This window comes from Comamonas sp. MYb396 (assembly GCF_037479555.1).
GTDB lineage: Bacteria > Pseudomonadota > Gammaproteobacteria > Burkholderiales > Burkholderiaceae_C > Comamonas.
Genome location: NZ_JBBGYU010000003.1, coordinates 440,954 through 458,183 on the forward strand (window position 1 = coordinate 440,954; position 17,230 = coordinate 458,183).

The following is a 17,230-nucleotide window of genomic DNA, read 5'->3' on the forward strand; positions in this document are numbered from 1 at the left end:
AAGGGCGCGCACATTCCGCCGAAACAGACCTACACGTGACTGTCTTGCGGGTATGGTACAAACAAGTGGTGCGGACGTGATGACCAGAGAGGGCATCACTGCCACATATTCCAACGTGTTAGCGCCCGGCAGCAGCCGGCGCGACGACAGGCTCCCAGGGATTCGCTTTGGCAGCCGGTGCAACTCTCAGATTTGCCAGGTCGTGCTGGCGGCTTCCATGACTCCGGCTTGGCAACGCATGATGCCAGGCTGGAATTCGGTGCCCCCTCATTGAAAGGAGACAACCAATGACGACTCAACACTCCCACAACTACCCCGAGAACTTCAAGGCTCGCGTGGTAGGCATTGTTCAGCACCGCATCGGCGACGGTCAGCTCGAAACCATCCCAAGCCCCATGGAAGTCGATGTCTCGACGGCCATCGCCAGCTTTGTGCTGTCCTGGACCATCGAGGGCCAACCCGTGACCGTGTCGCTGGCCAAGCCCGACTTTGACTACCACATCGACCACAACAATATCGTTGTGCAATAAGAGCGACGACCACGGCCTTTGAAACCTTGCTACAGAGCTGTTAATTTCCTTAACCGCTTTGTGCATCGTCTCCAGGTTGTGTGAGGCACTCTGAACGTTTTCAAGCGCTGCAAAGTGCTTTCACCTGCACGCCGGTTTGTACGGCCTGCGCGCTTTCTCGGGTGTCCGGCCAGCCTCAAGCCAGCGCTGTGACCACCCGCACCTCCCCCACCAACAACTTGTGCACCGGGCAGGCTTCTGCAATCTGCTGGAGCCGGCTGCGCTGCTCGTCGCTCAGATCACCCTCCAGGTGAATGCGGCGCACGATGTCGCTGCCCGCTGCGGCGGCGCCATCGGGGTTGAGCGCCAGCTCCACCCGCACACCCGTCAGTGGCCAGGCCTTACGCTGTGCATACATCTGCACCGTAATCGTCGTGCAAGCACCCAGGGCCGACAGCAGCAGCTGCATGGGGCTGGGTGCGGTATCGCCCCCACCAACGGCCTGGGGCTCATCGCCATGCCACAGATGGCCCTGTGGATCTTGCAGATCCACGCGGTAATTGCTGTTCGTGCTCTGTGCCTGGGCTTGTGCCTGCTGCGCCATATCGGTAGATCTCCTCAATTTGATAAGGCAATATAGGCCTTTCTGCCCAAGCACGGTTGCAAACGGGCACAAAAAAACCAGCGCCGTTGCCGGTGCTGGTTGTGTGTGTCGCATGCCCCGGGCCATCGCCCGGGCACAGAGCGCGCCAGGCGCTTACTTGGCGGTGACGACGCGCACCATCTCCAGGCACTTGTTCGAGTAGCCCCACTCGTTGTCGTACCAGGAGACGACCTTCACAAAGGTCTTGTCCAGGGCAATGCCGGCTTCGGCATCGAACACCGAGGTGCAGGTCTCGCCACGGAAATCGGTGGCCACGACCTTGTCTTCGGTGTAACCCAGCACGCCCTTGAGCGCGCCTTGCGACTGGGCCTTCATTTCGGCGCAGATCTCTTCGTAGGTCGCTTCGCTGTTCAGCTCCACGGTCAGGTCGACCACGGACACATCAGACGTAGGCACGCGGAAGGACATGCCGGTCAGCTTCTTGTTCAGCTCAGGAATCACCACGCCCACGGCCTTGGCAGCGCCGGTGCTCGATGGGATGATGTTTTCCAGAATGCCACGGCCGCCGCGCCAGTCCTTGTTCGAGGGGCCGTCCACGGTCTTTTGCGTGGCGGTTGCTGCGTGCACGGTGGTCATCAGGCCGCGCTTGATGCCCCACTTGTCATTGAGCACCTTGGCCACAGGGGCCAGGCAGTTGGTGGTGCAGGATGCGTTGGAGATGATCGCCTGACCGGCGTAGGTCTTGCAGTTCACGCCAAACACGAACATGGGGGTGTCGTCCTTCGAGGGGGCCGACAGAATCACCTTCTTGGCGCCCGCATCGATGTGCTTTTGTGCCGTTTCCTTGGTCAGGAACAGGCCAGTCGATTCGATCACCACATCGGCGCCGACTTCGTCCCACTTCAGGTTGGCAGGGTCGCGCTCTTGCGTCAGGCGGATCTTCTTGCCGTTGACGATCAGGGTGTTGCCTTCGACGGCAATCGTGCCCTGGAAGCGGCCGTGCACGCTGTCGTACTGCAGCATGTAGGCCAGGTAGTCAGGCTCGAGCAGGTCGTTGATCGCAACGATCTCGATATCGGAAAAATTCTGCACTGCAGAGCGCAGCACATTGCGGCCGATACGGCCAAAGCCGTTGATGCCTACCTTGATTGCCATAGTGATCTCCAAGTAATGAAATGCCGCATGCCCGCCGGCCTGGGCCACGCTCGCTGCCGCTGGCGCCACTTGCCGGAGGGGCCAGACCTGCCAAACCGCAGCCAGGGGCATGCTACAGAGAGCGGGCCGGGAAGGTGCGAGGAGAGGGCGGTCTGATTTTGCCGCGTATTGTAGAGAACACTGGCTGGGCCCTGGAATAGTGGGCCATTGCCAGCCCCGCGCCAGCTATCGCCGGCGTGACTACCGGCACGCAACAGCCGTTGCCGGCCCGGGCCCCAGGCTGTGCAACAATCCTTGCCAGCACGGGCGCCCTCCCGGCATCCTTTCAACAGCCTGCAGCAACACTGCCCCAGATGGTGGGCCGCCTCACAAACGCCATGAGCCAGTCGCTCCCCTCTTCACCATCCAGCCTGCGCACGGCGGTCGTCATTCCCTGCTACAAGGTGACGCGCCATATCCTGGCGGTGATTGCCGAGATCGGCCCCGAAGTCGATGGCATCTATATCGTCGACGACTGCTGCCCCGACGGCAGCGGCCGCTTTGTGCAGGAGCACTGCCCCGACGCGCGTGTGCGGGTGCTTTTCAACGAGGTCAACCTGGGCGTGGGCGGCGCCGTGATGGCGGGCTACCGCGCAGCGATTGCAGACGGCTATGGCGTGCTCGTCAAGATCGATGGCGACGGGCAGATGGACCCGACCCTGGTGCCCCGCTTTGTGGCCCCCATTGCCAGCGGCCGCGCCGATTACACCAAGGGCAACCGGTTTTTCAACCTCGAAAAGATCGCCCGCATGCCACGCATCCGCATCTTTGGCAATGCGGTGCTGTCGTTCATGACCAAGTTCTCGTCGGGCTACTGGAGCAGCTTTGACCCCACCAATGGCTTTACCGCCATTGCTGCGAGCACGGCCGCGCAGCTGCCGCTGCACAAGATCAGCCAGCGCTATTTTTTCGAGACCGACATGCTGTTCCGCCTGAACACGGTGCGCGCCGTGGTTCTGGACATCCCCATCGATTCGCGCTACGAGGACGAGGTCAGCAACCTCAAGATCCACAAGGTGCTGACTGAGTTCATGGCCGGCCACCTGCGCAATTTCTGCAAGCGCATTTTCTACAACTACTACCTGCGCGGCATGTCGGTGGCCTCGCTGGAGCTGCCGCTGGGCCTGCTGCTCATCACCTGGGGCACCGTGTTTGGCCTGTTCCACTGGGTCCAGTCCATCGTCTCCAATGTGGCCACCACTGCGGGCACCGTCATGGTCAGCGCGCTGCCCATCATCCTGGGCGTCCAACTCGTGCTGGCCTTTATCGCGTTCGATGTGGCGTCCGAGCCCACGCAATCGCACCGCCACGACGGCGAAGGCCTGGGCCGATAAGCACTGCCCTGCCCGCTACCGCGATCACCCAGCAACAGGCATAAAAAAACGCAGGGTACAGGCCCTGCGGCCCGCATCCCTGCGTTATTGGTTGCTGAGGCGGCGCGCGTTTAACGCTTTTGCAGCGCCACTTGCACCGTGTTGGCCACGTTGTCGGCGGTAAAGCCAAAGTGCTCGAACAGCACGCCAGCGGGGGCCGATTCGCCGTAGGAATCAATACCCACCACGGCCGCGCAACCGTACTTCCACCAGAAGTCGGTCACCCCCATCTCGACGGCCACGCGCGGCAGGCCGGCGGGCAGCACGCTACTCTTGTAGGCCACGTCTTCGCGGTCGAAGGTGGTCGTGCTGGGCATGGAGACCACGCGCACGGCGATCTTGCGCTCGGCCAGCAGGCGCTGGGCCTTCAAGGCCAGCTGCACTTCCGAGCCGGTGGCGATGATCACGGCTTGCGCCTTCTTGTTCAGGCCGATGTCCGAGGGCTCGGACAGCACATAGGCGCCGCGGCTGATGTTGCCGATCGCGTCGCCATTCTTGGGCGCATAAGGCAGGTTCTGGCGCGACAGCAGCAGCGCGGTGGGCTTGTTGCGGTTGGTCAGTGCCACGCTCCAGGCCACGGTGGTCTCTGCCGTATCGGCCGGGCGCCACACATCCAGGTTGGGGATCAGGCGCAGGCTGGCGGCGTGCTCGATCGACTGGTGGGTGGGGCCGTCTTCGCCCAGACCGATGGAGTCATGGGTGAAGACGTGGATCACGCGGCGCTTCATCAGCGCAGCCATGCGGATGGCATTGCGGCTGTAGTCGCTGAAGGTCAGGAAGGTGCCACCGTAAGGGATGAAGCCGCCATGCAGCGCCACGCCATTCATGATGGCGGCCATGCCGAACTCGCGCACACCGTAGTTGATGTGGCGGCCGATCTTGCCGTCTTCGGTCTTCACCACGGCGCCGCTGTCGTCCACGCGGAAAGCGGGGGTCGACTTGGTGTTGGTCAGGTTGGAGCCGGTCAGGTCGGCCGAGCCGCCCAGCAGCTCAGGCATGGCCGCGGTAAAGGCTTCCAGCGCCAGCTGGCTGGCCTTGCGGCTGGCCACGGTCTCGCCCTGGGTGTGGGCCTGGGCCACGGCTTCCACAGCCACTTGGGCAAACTGCTTGGGCAGGTCGCCGGCCATGCGGCGCTTCAGTTCTGCGGCCAGCTCGGGGAAGGCCTTGGCGTATTCGGCAAACTGCGCATCCCAGGTGGATTCGGCCTTGGCGCCAAAGGTCTTGTGGTCCCAGGCTTCGTAGACATCGGCCGGGATCTCGAACGGTGCCGAGGTCCAGCCCAGCGCGGCGCGGGTCAGGCCGATTTCTTCGGCGCCCAGCGGCTCGCCGTGGGCCTTGCTGGTGTCCTGGCGGTTGGGGCTGCCCTTGCCGATGGAGGTCTTGCAGATGATGAAGCTGGGCTTGTCAGCGACCTTCTTGGCCTTGGCAATCGCGTCGCTCACGGCCTTGGGGTCGTGGCCGTCGATCGGGCCGATCACGTTCCAGCCATAGGCTTCAAAACGCTGGGCGCTGTTGTCCACAAACCAGGGTTGCACCTTGCCGTCGATGGAGATGCCGTTGTCGTCGTACAGCGCGATCAGCTTGTTGAGCTTCCAGGCGCCGGCCAGTGCGCAGGCTTCGTGGCTGATGCCTTCCATCAGGCAGCCATCGCCCAGGAACACATAGGTGTGGTGGTCCACCACATCGTGGCCGGGGCGGTTGAATTCAGCAGCCAGCAGCTTTTCTGCCAGTGCAAAGCCCACCGCATTGGTCACGCCCTGGCCCAGCGGGCCGGTGGTCGTCTCCACACCGGGGGTGATGTCCACTTCGGGGTGGCCCGGGGTCTTGCTGTGCAGCTGGCGGAAGTTCTTCAGCTCGCTGATCGGCAGGTCGTAGCCAGTCAGGTGCAGCAGCGCGTAAATCAGCATCGAGCCGTGGCCGTTCGACAGGATGAAACGGTCGCGGTTGATCCACTGGGGATTGAGCGGGTTGTGCTTGAGGTGCTTGCTCCACAAGGCCACTGCCATGTCGGCCATGCCCATCGGCGCACCGGGGTGGCCGGAATTGGCTTGTTGAACGGCATCCATTGCGAGTGCGCGGATCGCATTCGCCATATTCTGATTGTTGACCATGGGAGTGGAGGAAGAAAAAAGCGACAAAGGCCGCATTTTAGCGGCCTGCCGTTCGCGGCGTCCTATACGCCAGTCTTGGCCTACGTCGGTGCAGGGCCACCGCCTACCCCAAGGGCTTGGGCAAACACTGACAATGCGCAAGCTATCGCCAATAAAATTCTATTAATATTATTTATACTGGCTATCGTTTGTTAGCTACCGCTTGAAAGGATTGACCATGCAACGCACCCTCTCCACCACCGCTCTGGCCTTGACGCTCGCCCTGGCATCGCTGAGCGGCAGCGCCCTGGCCAGCACCGCCGACAAGATCGCTGCCGTGCAAGCGGCCCGCTTCGACCTGGCCCAGGCCGTCCAGAGCGCGCAGAGCCAGCATGGCCTCAAGGTGCTCAAGGCCGAGATCGATACCAAGAAAAAGCAGCCCATCTACGAAGTCAGCGGCATCAACGCCCAGGGCCGTGAGATCAAGCTCAAGTTCAGCGCGCTGGACGCCGCCAAGGTGACGGAAAACAAGGACGATGGCGCCGCCGAGAAAAAGGACACCGACCGCCTGGCTGCCGCCAAGATCGGCATCAACGATGCCATCGCCACCGCCTTGAAGCACACCCCCGGCAAGGCCATCGAAGTGGACCTGGACGACCACCTGGGTGTGCTGACCTATGACGTCAAGATCCTCAACGCGGCCAATACCGAGGTGGAAGTGCGCGTCAACGCCGTTGAAGGCAATATCCACCAGTAAGCGGCTTTAAAAGCAAGACGCCAAGGCCAGCCCCGTGCTGGCCTTTTTTGCGCCCGGGGTTTGGACTCAAACCAAAGCTTGCGCCATGTACTGCGCATCCTCGCCATAGCTCAGCAAGGCCTCACGCTCCTGGGCCGACCAGGGCAGCAGCGCTGCATAGCCTTTGCGCTGCCAGTACGGCTGCGAGCCCATCACCGACACCAGCGCCGAGTAACGCAGCCCATCGCTCAGCGCCTGTTGCAGCATCGCCTGCAGTAGCGCAGAGGCCAGGCCCTCGCCAGCGCGCGCAGGAGCCACGGCCATGTCATGCAGGTACAGCGTGTCAGCAGGCGCTGCACCAGCAAAGCCGCCATGCAGCGGGGTCACCTTGCCCAGCACGGAGCGGTAGGCCGCCAGATAGGCCAGCACCTGGCCTTGCTGCACGGCCACCAGCGAGCACTGCACAGGGCTGGCCAAGCGCGCCGCATACAGCGCGGCACTCTCCATAAAGTCTGCGCCATAGCAGGCCAGCTGGACCTGCATCAGGCCATCGAGGTGCTGCGCGGTCAGGGGTTCAAGAGACCAAAGGGGCTGGTCGTTGGAATGAAAACGCATCGGCCCATTGTCGGCGATGCGGCAGCCATCACATCAGGCCAAGGGCACCAGTGGCTGGGCGGTGGATGCCGGGACCGCCGTGCGCGCGGCATTCATCACCATCGACAGCAGGCTGTAATAGCCATTGATGCCGATCAGGTCCATCACGCCCTTGTCGCCAAACAGCCGCTGCGCGCGCGCCCAGGTGGCGTCGCTCACCTGGCGCTGCTGGTGCAGCTCGATGCAGAAGTCATGCACAACCGCTTCGTCCTCGGGCATCGCATCGGGGCGGCGGCCTTGGGCCACGGCATCCACGGTCGCCTGGCCCACCCCTTCACGCAGCGCAATCGGCGCATGGATGGCCCATTCCACCTGCTGCGTCCACTGGCGGGCCGTGACCAGAATCGCCAGCTCGGTCAGGCGCACGCCGATGGCACTGCGGTAGCGCAGGTACTCGCCCAGGCGCTGGGTGTGGTCCATCAGCTCGGGGCTGCGCAGCAAGGGCACAAAGGGTGAGATCAGCGCGCCGCGCGGGCCATCGATGATGGGCTGGGCATAGCGGCGCTGCTCTTCGCTCCAGGCCTCTGGGGGCAGGGGCGGCATGCGGTCCTGGAAGGGCGTCATCGGGCAGGTCTTTCAGATCGTTTCGGGGGCGTATTCAGGCAGCTACCGGTTGCTGGGCCAGCACTTTGTCAATCGCATCGCCCAGCCGCTCGACCACCTGGTCCAGCTCGGCCTCGCTGCTGATAAAGGGCGGCGCCAGCAGCACATGGTCGCCATGCAGGCCATCGATCGTGCCACCCATGGGGTAGCACAGCAAGCCATGGGCCATGGCTTGCGCCTTGACCTTGGCATGCAGCTTGAACGCCGGGTCAAAGGTGGCCTTGCTGCTGCGGTCCTGCACCAGCTCCACGCCCCAGAACAGGCCCCGGCCCCGGATATCGCCGACATGGGGGTGTGCGTCAAAGCGGGCATGCAGCTGCTTTTGCAGATAGGCGCCGCGTGCCAGCACCTGGGGCAGCAGCTGGTCGCGCTGTATCACCTGCTGCACCGCCAGCGCAGCGGCCGCCGCCATTGCATGGCCGATATAGGTATGGCCATGCTGGAACAGGCCGCTGCCGCGCCGCATCGCATCGACGATCTTGCGCTGGGCCAGCACCGCGCCAATTGGTTGGTAGCCGCCGCCCAGGCCCTTGGCAATGGTCATCAGGTCGGGGCTGATGCCCTCTTGCTCGACCGCGTGCAGGGTGCCGGTGCGGCCCATGCCGCACATCACCTCATCGGCGATCAGCAAGATGCCATAGCGGTCGCAGAGCGCACGCAGGCCCTGCCAGTAACCGGCAGGGGCCGCCACCGCGCCCAGGGTCGCGCCCACCACCGGCTCGGCGACAAAGGCGATCACCTTGTCTGGGCCCAGCTCTTGGAACTTGGCATCGATCTCGGCCAGCAAGCGCGCCACATAGGCGGGCTGGCTTTCGCCGTCCAGGCGGTCGCGGTATTCATAGGCGGGGGCCACGCGCCCCACGTCCATCAGGATGGGGGCAAACTGCTTGCGCCGCCATTCATTGCCGCCCACGGCCAAGGCGCCCAGGGTGTTGCCGTGGTAGCTTTGGCGGCGCGCGACAAAGTGCGTGCGCTCGGGCTGGCCGATCTCGACAAAATACTGGCGCGCCATTTTCAGCGCCGCTTCCACCGCCTCGGAGCCGCCGGAGACAAAGTAGACATCCGTCATGCCCGCTGGCGCATGCGCGACCAGGTGGTCGGCCAGCGCCTCTTGCACCTCGGTGGTGAAAAAGCTGGTGTGGGCATAGGCCAGCTGGTCAAGCTGGCGGTGCATCGCCGCCAGCACATCCGGGTGGGCATGGCCCAGGCACGAGACCGCCGCGCCGCCACTGGCATCCAGGTAGGCCTTGCCGGCCTGGTCAAACAATTCCACGCCTTTGCCGCCGACCGCAACAAGAGGAACCTGGGCCAGAGAACGATGGATGACATGGCTCATGCGAGCACTCCTTCACAATGCGTCACCAGCCCTGCGCCGGCAGCGATACGCACAGTATAAGGATCATTTGTAGTTTTTCAATAGATTATTGGATCATTTGTTCCATTTCGATCTATTTCTGTTCCCAGGCTTCCCCTTCCCTCCCTCTCTCGCTATCCCTTCAACGCAAGCCGCCTACATAGCGCTTGGCGCTAGCCACCAGGCCTGGCGCAACGGCATCCGCAGCGGGCCCTGCCGCCGCAGCGGCCATGGTTGCTGCCGCCGGTGCAGGCGCGCCCGGCAAGCTGGCCGCAAAACGCAGCGCCAGCCGCTCCAGCTCCGCATCCTGGTTGCTGCGGGCATGGTTCAGCGCAAACTGGGCCATGGCCTGGCCGTAGGCGGTATCGCTGGCCATCCACTCGGTATCGGTGACCCGGCCCGTCTTGCGGCGCAGCGCCACATGCAAATGCGCGGCGATCGCCAGGCGTTCACTGTCATTCATACAAGCTCCTCCGTGGCAGAACCTGATGGATAGGCTGCGCGCCCCAGGCGGCGCAACCTGCCTCAATAAGAGGCGCTAACACGGCCCCGCACACCGCAGGTTTGCGGCGGAGACGAGGCGCAAATCCGTAGGCTGTACACCGCGTACGACAAGGGTTTGCAACGACGTATCCAGGGGCGTGTGAGCGACTCTCAATGCTGGCTTTCCTGGTGCAGGCTTTGGTCCAAGCCATCCAGCTCCTGCTGCGCCGTCACCCGCAAAGGCAGCAGCACCCGGATGATGGTCAGCAAAATAGCGGTGCCCGCTGCGCTGTAGACGGCCACAGCCGCCACGGCCACCAGCTGGTTGAGCACGGTCGCATCCACACCGGCAATGGCGCGGTCGGCAAACAAGGCGGTGAGCAGCGAGCCGGCAATGCCGCCCACGCCGTGCACGCCAAACACATCAAGCGAGTCATCCACACCCAGGCGGCGCTTGAGCCAGGTGGCGCCCCAAAAGCAGGCCACGCCCGCAATAAGGCCAATGGCGACCGCGCCGCCCACCTGCACAAAGCCGGCCGCCGGGGTAATGGCCACCAGCCCCCCAATCAGGCCAGAGAGCACGCCCAGCAAGGTGGGCGCGCCGCGCACCCACCACTCGACCAGCATCCAGGACAGCGCGCCCGCAGCGGCCGCCACCATGGTCACCAGCATCGCCAGCGCGGCACGGCCATCGGCCGACAGCGCCGAGCCGGCATTGAAGCCAAACCAGCCAATCAGCAGCAGCGCGGCGCCCATCGCCGTCCAGCCCAGGCTGTGCGGCTCAAAGGCCTGGCGGCCATAGCCCTGGCGCCGGCCCAGCATGGCCGCGCAGACGAGGGCCGAGACGCCCGCATTGACGTGCACCACCGCGCCACCGGCAAAGTCCAGCGCGCCCAGCTTGTTGAGCCAGCCATCGCTCTCCCAGACCCAGTGGGCCACCGGCGCATAGACCAGCACGCTCCACAGCCCCGAGAACAGCAGCAGCGCCGAAAAGCGCATGCGCTCGACCACGGCGCCAATGATCAAGGTGGTGGTGATGACAGCAAAGGCCATCTGGAACAGCGCATAGAGCGACTCGGGCAGATGGGGCGCCAGGTGGCTAACCGACACGGTGCCCGCTGCCGCATCCAGGCGCATCGATGAGAACCAGGCCCGGTCCAGCCCGCCCAGCCAGGCGCTGGACTTGCTGAAGGCCAGCGAATAGCCCAGCGCAAACCAGGTGAGCGCCACCACGGCCGCCACCGCAAACACGGCCACCATCGTGTTGACCACGTTCTTGCGCCGCACCAGCCCGGCATAGAAGAGCGCAATGCCCGGCAGTGTCATCAGCAACACCAGCACCGTAGAGACCAAGAGCCAGGCCGTATCGGCCTTGTCAATCGCAGCCATCTGCACCATTTGCATGCCATCCCCTTTGTACGTTGTCATCCATTGCGGGTTTGTTTCAAAAGGTAGCAGTTTCTATGCCATGGGCCGGGAAAGCGCCTGGATACGGGGCCTGCGGGCATGCGCAGGGGTGGCCAGCGCTGCCAGCTAAAGCCCGATCGCACCACATCGGTGCCCTGGGCGATGGACCAAGCCCTCAAAAGAAAGCCGGCGCTTGCATCGCTGCAGGCGCCGGTTCTGTAGGAAGGGGTTAAAGCGGGGTTCAGTCCGCCGCCAACACCTTGCCCGGGTTCATCAGCCCCAGCGGATCGAGCGCCTGCTTGATCGCCCGCATGGCGGCCAACTCCTGCGGCGTACGGCTAAAGCCCAGGTAAGGCATCTTGTGCAGGCCAATGCCATGCTCGGCCGAGACGCTGCCCTGGAACTGCTGCACCAGGCCGTACAGCACGGCTTCCAGCGCCTCGTCCTCGCCAAGGATGGTTTGGCTGTCGGTGGTCACGTGCAGGTTGCCGTCGCCCACATGGCCAAAGAACAGGCTGTGGTGGCCGGGCCAGCGCGCATCAAAGGCGGCGCGGCAGGCGGCGGCAAAGCGGCCGATATCCACCTGGGGCAGGCTGACGTCAAAGTTCACCGGAGGGTGCATGTGCGCGGTCATCTCGGCGGGTGCCTCGCGCAGCTTCCACAGGCTTTTGGCCTGCTCGCTCGATTGCGCAATCACTGCATCCACCACCTCACCGGCCTCCATGGCCTCGCCCAAGGCCTCTTCCACCGCAGCGCGCAGCGCAGCCTCGTCCTTGCCATCCACATCGATCAGCGCCTGCAGCGGGTGCTGCTGGTCAAAGGCCGGCTGCAGCTTTTGCCACTGGATGGAGGTCTGCACAAAGTCGCTCCACATCAGCTCAAACGCGGCCACGCTGTTGCCAAAACGGGCCTGCATGCGCGCCAGCACCGCCAGCGCCTCGTCAAAGCCGGGCAGCGCCACCATGCAGGTGGCCTTGGCCTGCGGGGCGGGCCGCAGGCGCAGCAGCACACGGGTGATGATGCCCAAGGTGCCCTCGGCACCGATAAAGAACTGCTTGAGGTCGTAGCCGGTGTTGTTCTTCAGCATGGGGCGCAGCATCGGCAGCACCGTGCCATCGGCCAGCACCACCTCCAGCCCCAGCACCTGCTCGCGCATCATGCCGTTTTGCAGCACGCCATTGCCGCCCGCATTGGTCGAGACATTGCCACCAATCTGGCAGCTGCCGCGCGCGCCCAGGTCCACGCCAAACACCCAGCCCGCCGCCACGGCCGCTTCCTGCACCGTCTGCAGGGTGACGCCGGCCTGCACCGTCATCAGGCCGGTGCGGGCATTCACGTCCTCGATCTGCTGCATGCGGTCCAAAGCCACCGCCACGCCCTGGGCCACTGGCACGGCCGCGCCGGCCAGGCCCGTCAGCCCGCCCTGGGGCACCACCGGCACCCGGTGGGCATGGCAGATGCGCAGCAAGGCACTGACCTCTTCGGTGCTGCGCGGGCGCAGCAGCGCCAGCGGCGGCACCGGCGGGGTTCCGCTCCAGTCGGTCCAGTACTTCTCGGGGATGGCGCCCGCGCCGCGCGAAAAGCCGTTGGGGCCCACCGCTTGCTCAAGATCGGTCCAGAAAGCCGCCGCAGGAGCGGCTGCCGCGTTGTCGGTGCTAGAGGTAGTCATAGCCCGCTATTGTCGGCCGATTTGCCTGCCGGGCGCGGTCTGCCAGCAGCAAAACCTGCTCGGTCAGTAGAGCAAAAAAAGGCATCCCTGGCCTGTAGTTACAGCCTGGGATGCCGTTGGGGCGGAACTGCGGTCAGCGTGCCGGTTGCTGCACGTAGGCCAGCAAGGTCTCCACCATGCGGCGCACATGGGGCTGCACCTTGGCGGCCACGGCCGGCAGGTAGTCAAAAGGCATGTGCTCCTGCATATAGCTGCTCTGCGTCATCTCCAGCTGGATGGCATGCACGTTCTGCGCCGGCTGGCCGTAGTGGCGCGTGATGTAGCCGCCCTGGAAGCGGCCATTGAGCACGCTGCTAAAGCCGTCGGCCTCGCCTTTGCGGGCCTCGGCCAGCAGCGCCTCGCCCAGGCCTTTGCCGCAGCTGGCGCCCTTGTTGGTGCCCAGGTTCAGATCGGGCAGCTTGCCGTCAAAAAAGCGCGGCAGCACCGACTGGATCGAATGCGCATCCCACAGGCCTGCTGCGCCATGCTGGGCCTGGATACGGGCCAGCTCGGCGGCCAGCTGGTCATGGTAGGGCTTCCAGACCTGGTCGCGGCGCTGGGCAATCTCGGCGTCATCGGGCTGCAGCGCGGCGCCTTGGTAGACGGGGGTGTCGGCAAAGGTGTCGACCGGGCACAGGCCGGTGACGCTCTGTCCGGGGTAGAGGCTGGCGCCATCGGGGGGGCGGTTCATGTCCACCACCAGGCGCGAATGCGTGGCCACCAGGGTCGAGGCCCCGATCTCCTGCGCAAACGCATAGAGCAGCGGCAGGTGCCAGTCGGTGTCATGCACCTCGCGCGCCTCGGGCGTGAAGCGCTCGGCCAGCGCGGGCGGCACATAGGTGCCCACATGGGGGAAGGAGATCAGCAGCGGCGCCGTGCCTTGGCGGAATTCAAACGCTGCGCGGTCGGTTTCAAAATGCATGGATCACGTCTCCTGAAGAAGTTCGCTGCGCGCGGCCACAAAGCCGCGCTGCGCGCTGTGGTGCAGCCGGTGGCGGCCGTCGGCCACGCGGCACTGGCCGCCCACCCAGACACGGGCCACCGCACTGCTGCGGCTGCTGGCAAACACATGGGCATCGAGCTGCTCGGCAGCGGGCAGCCCGGCCAGCGCCAGGTGCTGACCATCGAGCACCACAAAATCGGCTTGCTGGTCCAGCGCCAGGCCGGCCACCGCGCGGCCACTGGCCTGCGCGCCGCCCTGCACCGCAGCCAGCAGCATATGGCTGCCCACATGGGGCTGCTTGGCGCTGGCCGCCACATTGCGCTGCTGCGATTGCAGGCGCTGGCTGTACTCCAGCATCATCAGCTCTTCGGCGGCGTTCACGCCGATATGGCTGTCCGAGCCAATGCCCCAGCGGCCGGCACCGGCCTGCCAGCGCGGCAGGTCGAAGATGCCATCGCCCAGGTTGGCTTCGGTCAGCGGGCACAGGCCTGCCACAGCCTGCGAGGCGGCTGCGGCCGCGTATTCGGCCTCGTCCATGTGCGTGGCATGCACCAGGCACCAGCGCGCGTCCACCGGCATATGGTCCAGCAGCCAGGCCACCGGGCGCTGGCCGCTCCAGGCGACGCAGGCGTTGACCTCGGCCATCTGCTCGGCAATGTGGATATGCACCGGCGCCTGGGCGCTCAGCGCATGCAGGCCCTGCACGGCCTCCTGCAAGGCCTGGGGCGCCACCGCGCGCAGCGAGTGCGGCGCCAGGCCCAGCGCCGCGCCTTGGGCAGCACAGGCGGGGGCCAAGCTCTCCAGCAGGCGCAGCATGTTGTCGGTGCTGCGGATAAAACGCTTTTGCCCGTCGTTGGGTGCCTGGCCGCCAAAGCCGCTGTTCTGGTAGAGCACCGGCAGCAGGGTGATGCCGATGCCCGCCGTCTGCGCCGCACGCAGCAGCGCCAGGCTCAGCTCACCATCGGGCGCATAGGCCAGGCCATCGGGTTGGTGGTGCAGGTAGTGGAACTCGCAGACGCTGGTGTAGCCGGCTTCCAGCATCTCGATGTACAGCCAGGTGGCAATCGCCTCCAGGTGCTGGGGCCCCAGGCGCGCGGCAAAGCGGTACATCAGGTTGCGCCAGCTCCAAAAGCTGTCCTGCGCCTGGCCGCGGAACTCCGAGAGCCCGGCAAAGCCGCGCTGAAACGCATGCGAATGCAGATTGGGCATGCCCGGCAGCACCGGGCCGCCGGCCTGTGCCACGCCGGCGCAGCGGGCCGCGTCCACGCCGGCTTCGATGGCGCTGAAGCGGCCTTGCGCATCCCAGCGCAGCAGCACGTTCTGCGCCCAGCCCGTGGGCAGCAAGGCCTGGGCGGCAAACAATTGGTTATGGGTATTCATCGCATCAGACACCGGCTGCTACCTCCTGCAGCGCGACGGCGATCAACAGGGCGTCGTCGCTGCCCGCTTCCAGCTGCAGCGGCTGGCCGGGCGCAGCGGTCCAGTACAGGCCGTCCTCGCCACCGGCCACCAGCGCAGCGGCATGCGCTGGCAAGCGCCAGCTGCCAGCCCGCGCCAGCAGCAGGCCCTGGGCACTGCCCAGCTGCAGGCTGCCACCCCGGTGGATCGTCACCTGTGCCTGCACGCGGCCGCGCCGGGTCATCACATTCAGATCCTGCGAGGCGCCGCCCAGCAGCTCGCAGTCCAGCGCCACATCGCCCGAGAACGCAAAGGGCTGCAGGCAGTGCTGCAGCAGATGGTCCACGCGTGCGTCGGCCGATTGCAAATGCACGCCGTCACCACCCAGCAAGGTGATGATGCGGTCCACCCCGGCAAAGGCCGAGAACGGCCCGCTGCTGGCGATCTGCGCAATGCTGATGCGCCAGGCAAAACTGTCGATGCTGGCGCCAGGCGGCCAGCACAGCACCTCTTGCGTCGTGCCGCCGCCGTTCTTCCATGGCGTAGCGGGCAGCGCGCTGCTGCTGAAAAATTGCATGCTCATCCCTGCCCGTTTATTGCTTGGTCAACACGGCCTGCAAAAAGCTGCGCGTGCGCTCCTTGGTCGGGTTGCTGAAGATGGTCTGCGGGTCACCGGCTTCGATGATGCCGCCGCCATCCATGACGACGACCACATCGGCCACTTCCTTGGCAAAGCCCATTTCATGGGTCACCACCATCATCGTCATGCCTTCGGCAGCCAGCATCTTCATCACCTGCAGCACCTCGCCCACCAGCTCGGGGTCGAGCGCCGAGGTCGGCTCGTCAAACAGCATCACCTTGGGCCGCATGGCCAGCGCGCGCGCAATCGCCACGCGCTGCTTTTGCCCGCCCGAGAGGCTGCCGGGCATCGCATCGGCCTTGTGGCCCAGGCCCACTTTTTTCAGCAGGTCATGCGCCAGCGCATCGGCATCCTTGCGGCTCAAGCCATGGAGCTTGCGCGGGCCCAGGGTCACGTTGTCCAGCACCGACAGGTGCGGGAACAGGTTGAAGGACTGGAACACCATGCCCACCTCTTCGCGCAGCGCGTTGAGGGCTTTTTCGGGCAGCATCTGGCCGTCCTGCACCAAGGTGCGGCCACAGATCTCGACACTGCCGCCCTGCGGCACTTCGAGGCCATTGCAGCAGCGCAAGAACGTGCTCTTGCCCGAGCCACTGGGCCCGATGACGACGACCACCTGCTGGGGCTGCACATCAAAGTCGATGCCGTCAAGCACCACATGCGTGCCAAAGGCCTTGCGCAGCCCACGGATGCGGACCATGGATTCGGAAAGTTGGGGAGCTGCGGTCATTGCACCATGCCTCCAGCGCGCAGGCGCTTTTCAAAATGGCGCAGGGCCAGGGTGGTCACGCCGGTCAATACAAAATAAATCACGGCAATCGCCAAATACACTTCCAGCGAGCGGTAGGAAACGCTGATGATCTTCTGGCCCTGGTGCATCACATCGTGGATGGTCAGCAGCGAGACCAGCGCCGAGTTCTTGATCAGCGCAATGAACTCATTGCCCAAGGGCGGAATCATCCGCACCACGGCCTGCGGCAGGATCACCGAGAGCATGGCCTGGCCCGACGACATGCCGATGGAGCGCGCGGCCTCCATTTGGCCGCGGTCGATGGACTGGATGGCGCCGCGCACCACTTCGGACACATAGGCACCCGAGTAGATGCCCAGGCCCAGCACGCCGCAGGCAAAGGCCGGCAGCATGATGCCGAACTGCGGCAGGCCGAAGAACAGAATGAACAGCTGCACCAGGAGCGGCGTGCCCCGGATGGCGGCCACATAGGCCGTGCAGATGCCGTAGATGATCCTGTTCTTGGGGTTGAGCCGGCCAATGCCGATCAGCAGACCCATCACGCAGCCCAGCACCAGCGCAGCGGCCGTGATCTCCACCGTCACCGCCGCACCGCGCAGCAGATCGGGCCACCCTGCCCAGACGGGCGAAAAATCCAAATCCATAGTCAATCCTGTCGTCTCAGATCAGCGGGCGGGCCCGGGCGCCCCCGGGGGGGCCCCAGGGCATTTAATTGGGGGGGGGGGCCCCAATTGACACCAGGGGGAGTTGGCCCCCCCCGCCCAGGGGGGGGGGAGCGCCGGG

General features: G+C 65.0%; 17 protein-coding genes. 3 read left to right on the forward strand and 14 right to left on the reverse strand.

The features are described from left to right. Nucleotides 1-287: 287 nt before the first annotated feature. Entirely contained in the window at nucleotides 288-530 is a 243-nt protein-coding gene (locus WH265_RS09720) for a hypothetical protein (protein ID WP_021026201.1), read from the forward strand. A gap of 175 nt (nucleotides 531-705) precedes the next feature. Here WH265_RS09720 and WH265_RS09725 read toward each other — a convergent pair whose 3' ends face one another. Beyond that, nucleotides 706-1,113 carry an OsmC family protein gene (locus WH265_RS09725; RefSeq protein WP_339558138.1) on the reverse strand — a complete coding sequence of 136 codons (408 nt, stop codon included), beginning with the start codon at nucleotides 1,111-1,113 and terminating at the stop codon, nucleotides 706-708. A gap of 153 nt (nucleotides 1,114-1,266) precedes the next feature. Continuing rightward, nucleotides 1,267-2,268 (reverse strand): type I glyceraldehyde-3-phosphate dehydrogenase, encoded by a 1,002-nt coding sequence (gene gap, locus WH265_RS09730; protein ID WP_021026203.1) that lies wholly within the window; start codon nucleotides 2,266-2,268, stop codon nucleotides 1,267-1,269. Between the two features lie 377 nt (nucleotides 2,269-2,645). On the opposite strand from gap, the gene WH265_RS09735 reads away from it, so the two are divergent. Next, entirely contained in the window at nucleotides 2,646-3,641 is a 996-nt protein-coding gene (locus WH265_RS09735) for a glycosyltransferase family 2 protein (RefSeq protein WP_339558139.1), read from the forward strand. A 110-nt stretch (nucleotides 3,642-3,751) separates the two neighbouring features. On the opposite strand, the gene tkt is transcribed toward WH265_RS09735, so the two are convergent. Beyond that, nucleotides 3,752-5,791 (reverse strand): transketolase, encoded by a 2,040-nt coding sequence (gene tkt, locus WH265_RS09740; RefSeq protein ID WP_339558140.1) that lies wholly within the window; start codon nucleotides 5,789-5,791, stop codon nucleotides 3,752-3,754. Between the two features lie 217 nt (nucleotides 5,792-6,008). On the opposite strand from tkt, the gene WH265_RS09745 reads away from it, so the two are divergent. After that, nucleotides 6,009-6,527: a PepSY domain-containing protein gene (locus WH265_RS09745; protein ID WP_148293103.1), complete on the forward strand. Its 519-nt coding sequence runs from the start codon at nucleotides 6,009-6,011 to the stop codon at nucleotides 6,525-6,527. A 66-nt stretch (nucleotides 6,528-6,593) separates the two neighbouring features. Here WH265_RS09745 and WH265_RS09750 read toward each other — a convergent pair whose 3' ends face one another. The 11 genes from WH265_RS09750 to WH265_RS09800 form a co-directional block, all read right to left on the reverse strand. Further along, a complete protein-coding gene (locus WH265_RS09750; RefSeq protein ID WP_339535788.1) occupies nucleotides 6,594-7,121 on the reverse strand; it encodes a GNAT family N-acetyltransferase in 528 nt (175 codons plus the stop codon). A gap of 33 nt (nucleotides 7,122-7,154) precedes the next feature. Beyond that, the gene (locus tag WH265_RS09755) at nucleotides 7,155-7,724 is read right to left on the reverse strand and encodes a carboxymuconolactone decarboxylase family protein (RefSeq protein ID WP_339558141.1); all 570 of its coding nucleotides are present in this window, start codon (nucleotides 7,722-7,724) and stop codon (nucleotides 7,155-7,157) included. 34 nt (nucleotides 7,725-7,758) lie between these two features. Beyond that, nucleotides 7,759-9,099 (reverse strand): aspartate aminotransferase family protein, encoded by a 1,341-nt coding sequence (locus WH265_RS09760; RefSeq protein WP_339558142.1) that lies wholly within the window; start codon nucleotides 9,097-9,099, stop codon nucleotides 7,759-7,761. Between the two features lie 160 nt (nucleotides 9,100-9,259). Continuing rightward, the gene (locus WH265_RS09765) at nucleotides 9,260-9,580 is read right to left on the reverse strand and encodes a hypothetical protein (RefSeq protein WP_021026210.1); all 321 of its coding nucleotides are present in this window, start codon (nucleotides 9,578-9,580) and stop codon (nucleotides 9,260-9,262) included. A gap of 191 nt (nucleotides 9,581-9,771) precedes the next feature. After that, the gene (locus tag WH265_RS09770; RefSeq protein WP_027010741.1) at nucleotides 9,772-11,004 is read right to left on the reverse strand and encodes an ammonium transporter; all 1,233 of its coding nucleotides are present in this window, start codon (nucleotides 11,002-11,004) and stop codon (nucleotides 9,772-9,774) included. Between the two features lie 244 nt (nucleotides 11,005-11,248). Further along, on the reverse strand, nucleotides 11,249-12,676 hold the full coding sequence (locus tag WH265_RS09775) for an FAD-binding oxidoreductase (protein WP_339558143.1): 1,428 nt from the start codon (nucleotides 12,674-12,676) through the stop codon (nucleotides 11,249-11,251). A gap of 133 nt (nucleotides 12,677-12,809) precedes the next feature. Then, on the reverse strand, nucleotides 12,810-13,637 hold the full coding sequence (gene hutG, locus WH265_RS09780) for an N-formylglutamate deformylase (RefSeq protein ID WP_339558145.1): 828 nt from the start codon (nucleotides 13,635-13,637) through the stop codon (nucleotides 12,810-12,812). 3 nt (nucleotides 13,638-13,640) lie between these two features. After that, on the reverse strand, nucleotides 13,641-15,038 hold the full coding sequence (locus WH265_RS09785) for a formimidoylglutamate deiminase (protein WP_339558146.1): 1,398 nt from the start codon (nucleotides 15,036-15,038) through the stop codon (nucleotides 13,641-13,643). Nucleotides 15,039-15,042: 4 nt separating this feature from the next. Then, the gene (locus WH265_RS09790; RefSeq protein WP_339558147.1) at nucleotides 15,043-15,633 is read right to left on the reverse strand and encodes a HutD/Ves family protein; all 591 of its coding nucleotides are present in this window, start codon (nucleotides 15,631-15,633) and stop codon (nucleotides 15,043-15,045) included. Between the two features lie 16 nt (nucleotides 15,634-15,649). After that, nucleotides 15,650-16,426 carry an amino acid ABC transporter ATP-binding protein gene (locus WH265_RS09795; protein ID WP_312988274.1) on the reverse strand — a complete coding sequence of 259 codons (777 nt, stop codon included), beginning with the start codon at nucleotides 16,424-16,426 and terminating at the stop codon, nucleotides 15,650-15,652. After that, nucleotides 16,423-17,091: an amino acid ABC transporter permease gene (locus WH265_RS09800; RefSeq protein ID WP_339558149.1), complete on the reverse strand. Its 669-nt coding sequence runs from the start codon at nucleotides 17,089-17,091 to the stop codon at nucleotides 16,423-16,425. Before WH265_RS09800 ends, WH265_RS09795 begins: the two co-directional genes overlap by 4 nt. Nucleotides 17,092-17,230: the final 139 nt, after the last annotated feature.

Bases quoted from the DNA above. Each gene is read 5' to 3' on its own strand.
- WH265_RS09720 (WP_021026201.1), top strand. From the start codon at position 288: ATGACGACTCAACACTCCCACAACTACCCCGAGAACTTCAAGGCTCGC.
- WH265_RS09725 (WP_339558138.1), bottom strand. From the start codon at position 1,113: ATGGCGCAGCAGGCACAAGCCCAGGCACAGAGCACGAACAGCAATTAC.
- gap (WP_021026203.1), bottom strand. From the start codon at position 2,268: ATGGCAATCAAGGTAGGCATCAACGGCTTTGGCCGTATCGGCCGCAAT.
- WH265_RS09735 (WP_339558139.1), top strand. From the start codon at position 2,646: ATGAGCCAGTCGCTCCCCTCTTCACCATCCAGCCTGCGCACGGCGGTC.
- tkt (WP_339558140.1), bottom strand. From the start codon at position 5,791: ATGGTCAACAATCAGAATATGGCGAATGCGATCCGCGCACTCGCAATG.
- WH265_RS09745 (WP_148293103.1), top strand. From the start codon at position 6,009: ATGCAACGCACCCTCTCCACCACCGCTCTGGCCTTGACGCTCGCCCTG.
- WH265_RS09750 (WP_339535788.1), bottom strand. From the start codon at position 7,121: ATGCGTTTTCATTCCAACGACCAGCCCCTTTGGTCTCTTGAACCCCTG.
- WH265_RS09755 (WP_339558141.1), bottom strand. From the start codon at position 7,724: ATGACGCCCTTCCAGGACCGCATGCCGCCCCTGCCCCCAGAGGCCTGG.
- WH265_RS09760 (WP_339558142.1), bottom strand. From the start codon at position 9,099: ATGAGCCATGTCATCCATCGTTCTCTGGCCCAGGTTCCTCTTGTTGCG.
- WH265_RS09765 (WP_021026210.1), bottom strand. From the start codon at position 9,580: ATGAATGACAGTGAACGCCTGGCGATCGCCGCGCATTTGCATGTGGCG.
- WH265_RS09770 (WP_027010741.1), bottom strand. From the start codon at position 11,004: ATGCAAATGGTGCAGATGGCTGCGATTGACAAGGCCGATACGGCCTGG.
- WH265_RS09775 (WP_339558143.1), bottom strand. From the start codon at position 12,676: ATGACTACCTCTAGCACCGACAACGCGGCAGCCGCTCCTGCGGCGGCT.
- hutG (WP_339558145.1), bottom strand. From the start codon at position 13,637: ATGCATTTTGAAACCGACCGCGCAGCGTTTGAATTCCGCCAAGGCACG.
- WH265_RS09785 (WP_339558146.1), bottom strand. From the start codon at position 15,038: ATGAATACCCATAACCAATTGTTTGCCGCCCAGGCCTTGCTGCCCACG.
- WH265_RS09790 (WP_339558147.1), bottom strand. From the start codon at position 15,633: ATGCAATTTTTCAGCAGCAGCGCGCTGCCCGCTACGCCATGGAAGAAC.
- WH265_RS09795 (WP_312988274.1), bottom strand. From the start codon at position 16,426: ATGACCGCAGCTCCCCAACTTTCCGAATCCATGGTCCGCATCCGTGGG.
- WH265_RS09800 (WP_339558149.1), bottom strand. From the start codon at position 17,091: ATGGATTTGGATTTTTCGCCCGTCTGGGCAGGGTGGCCCGATCTGCTG.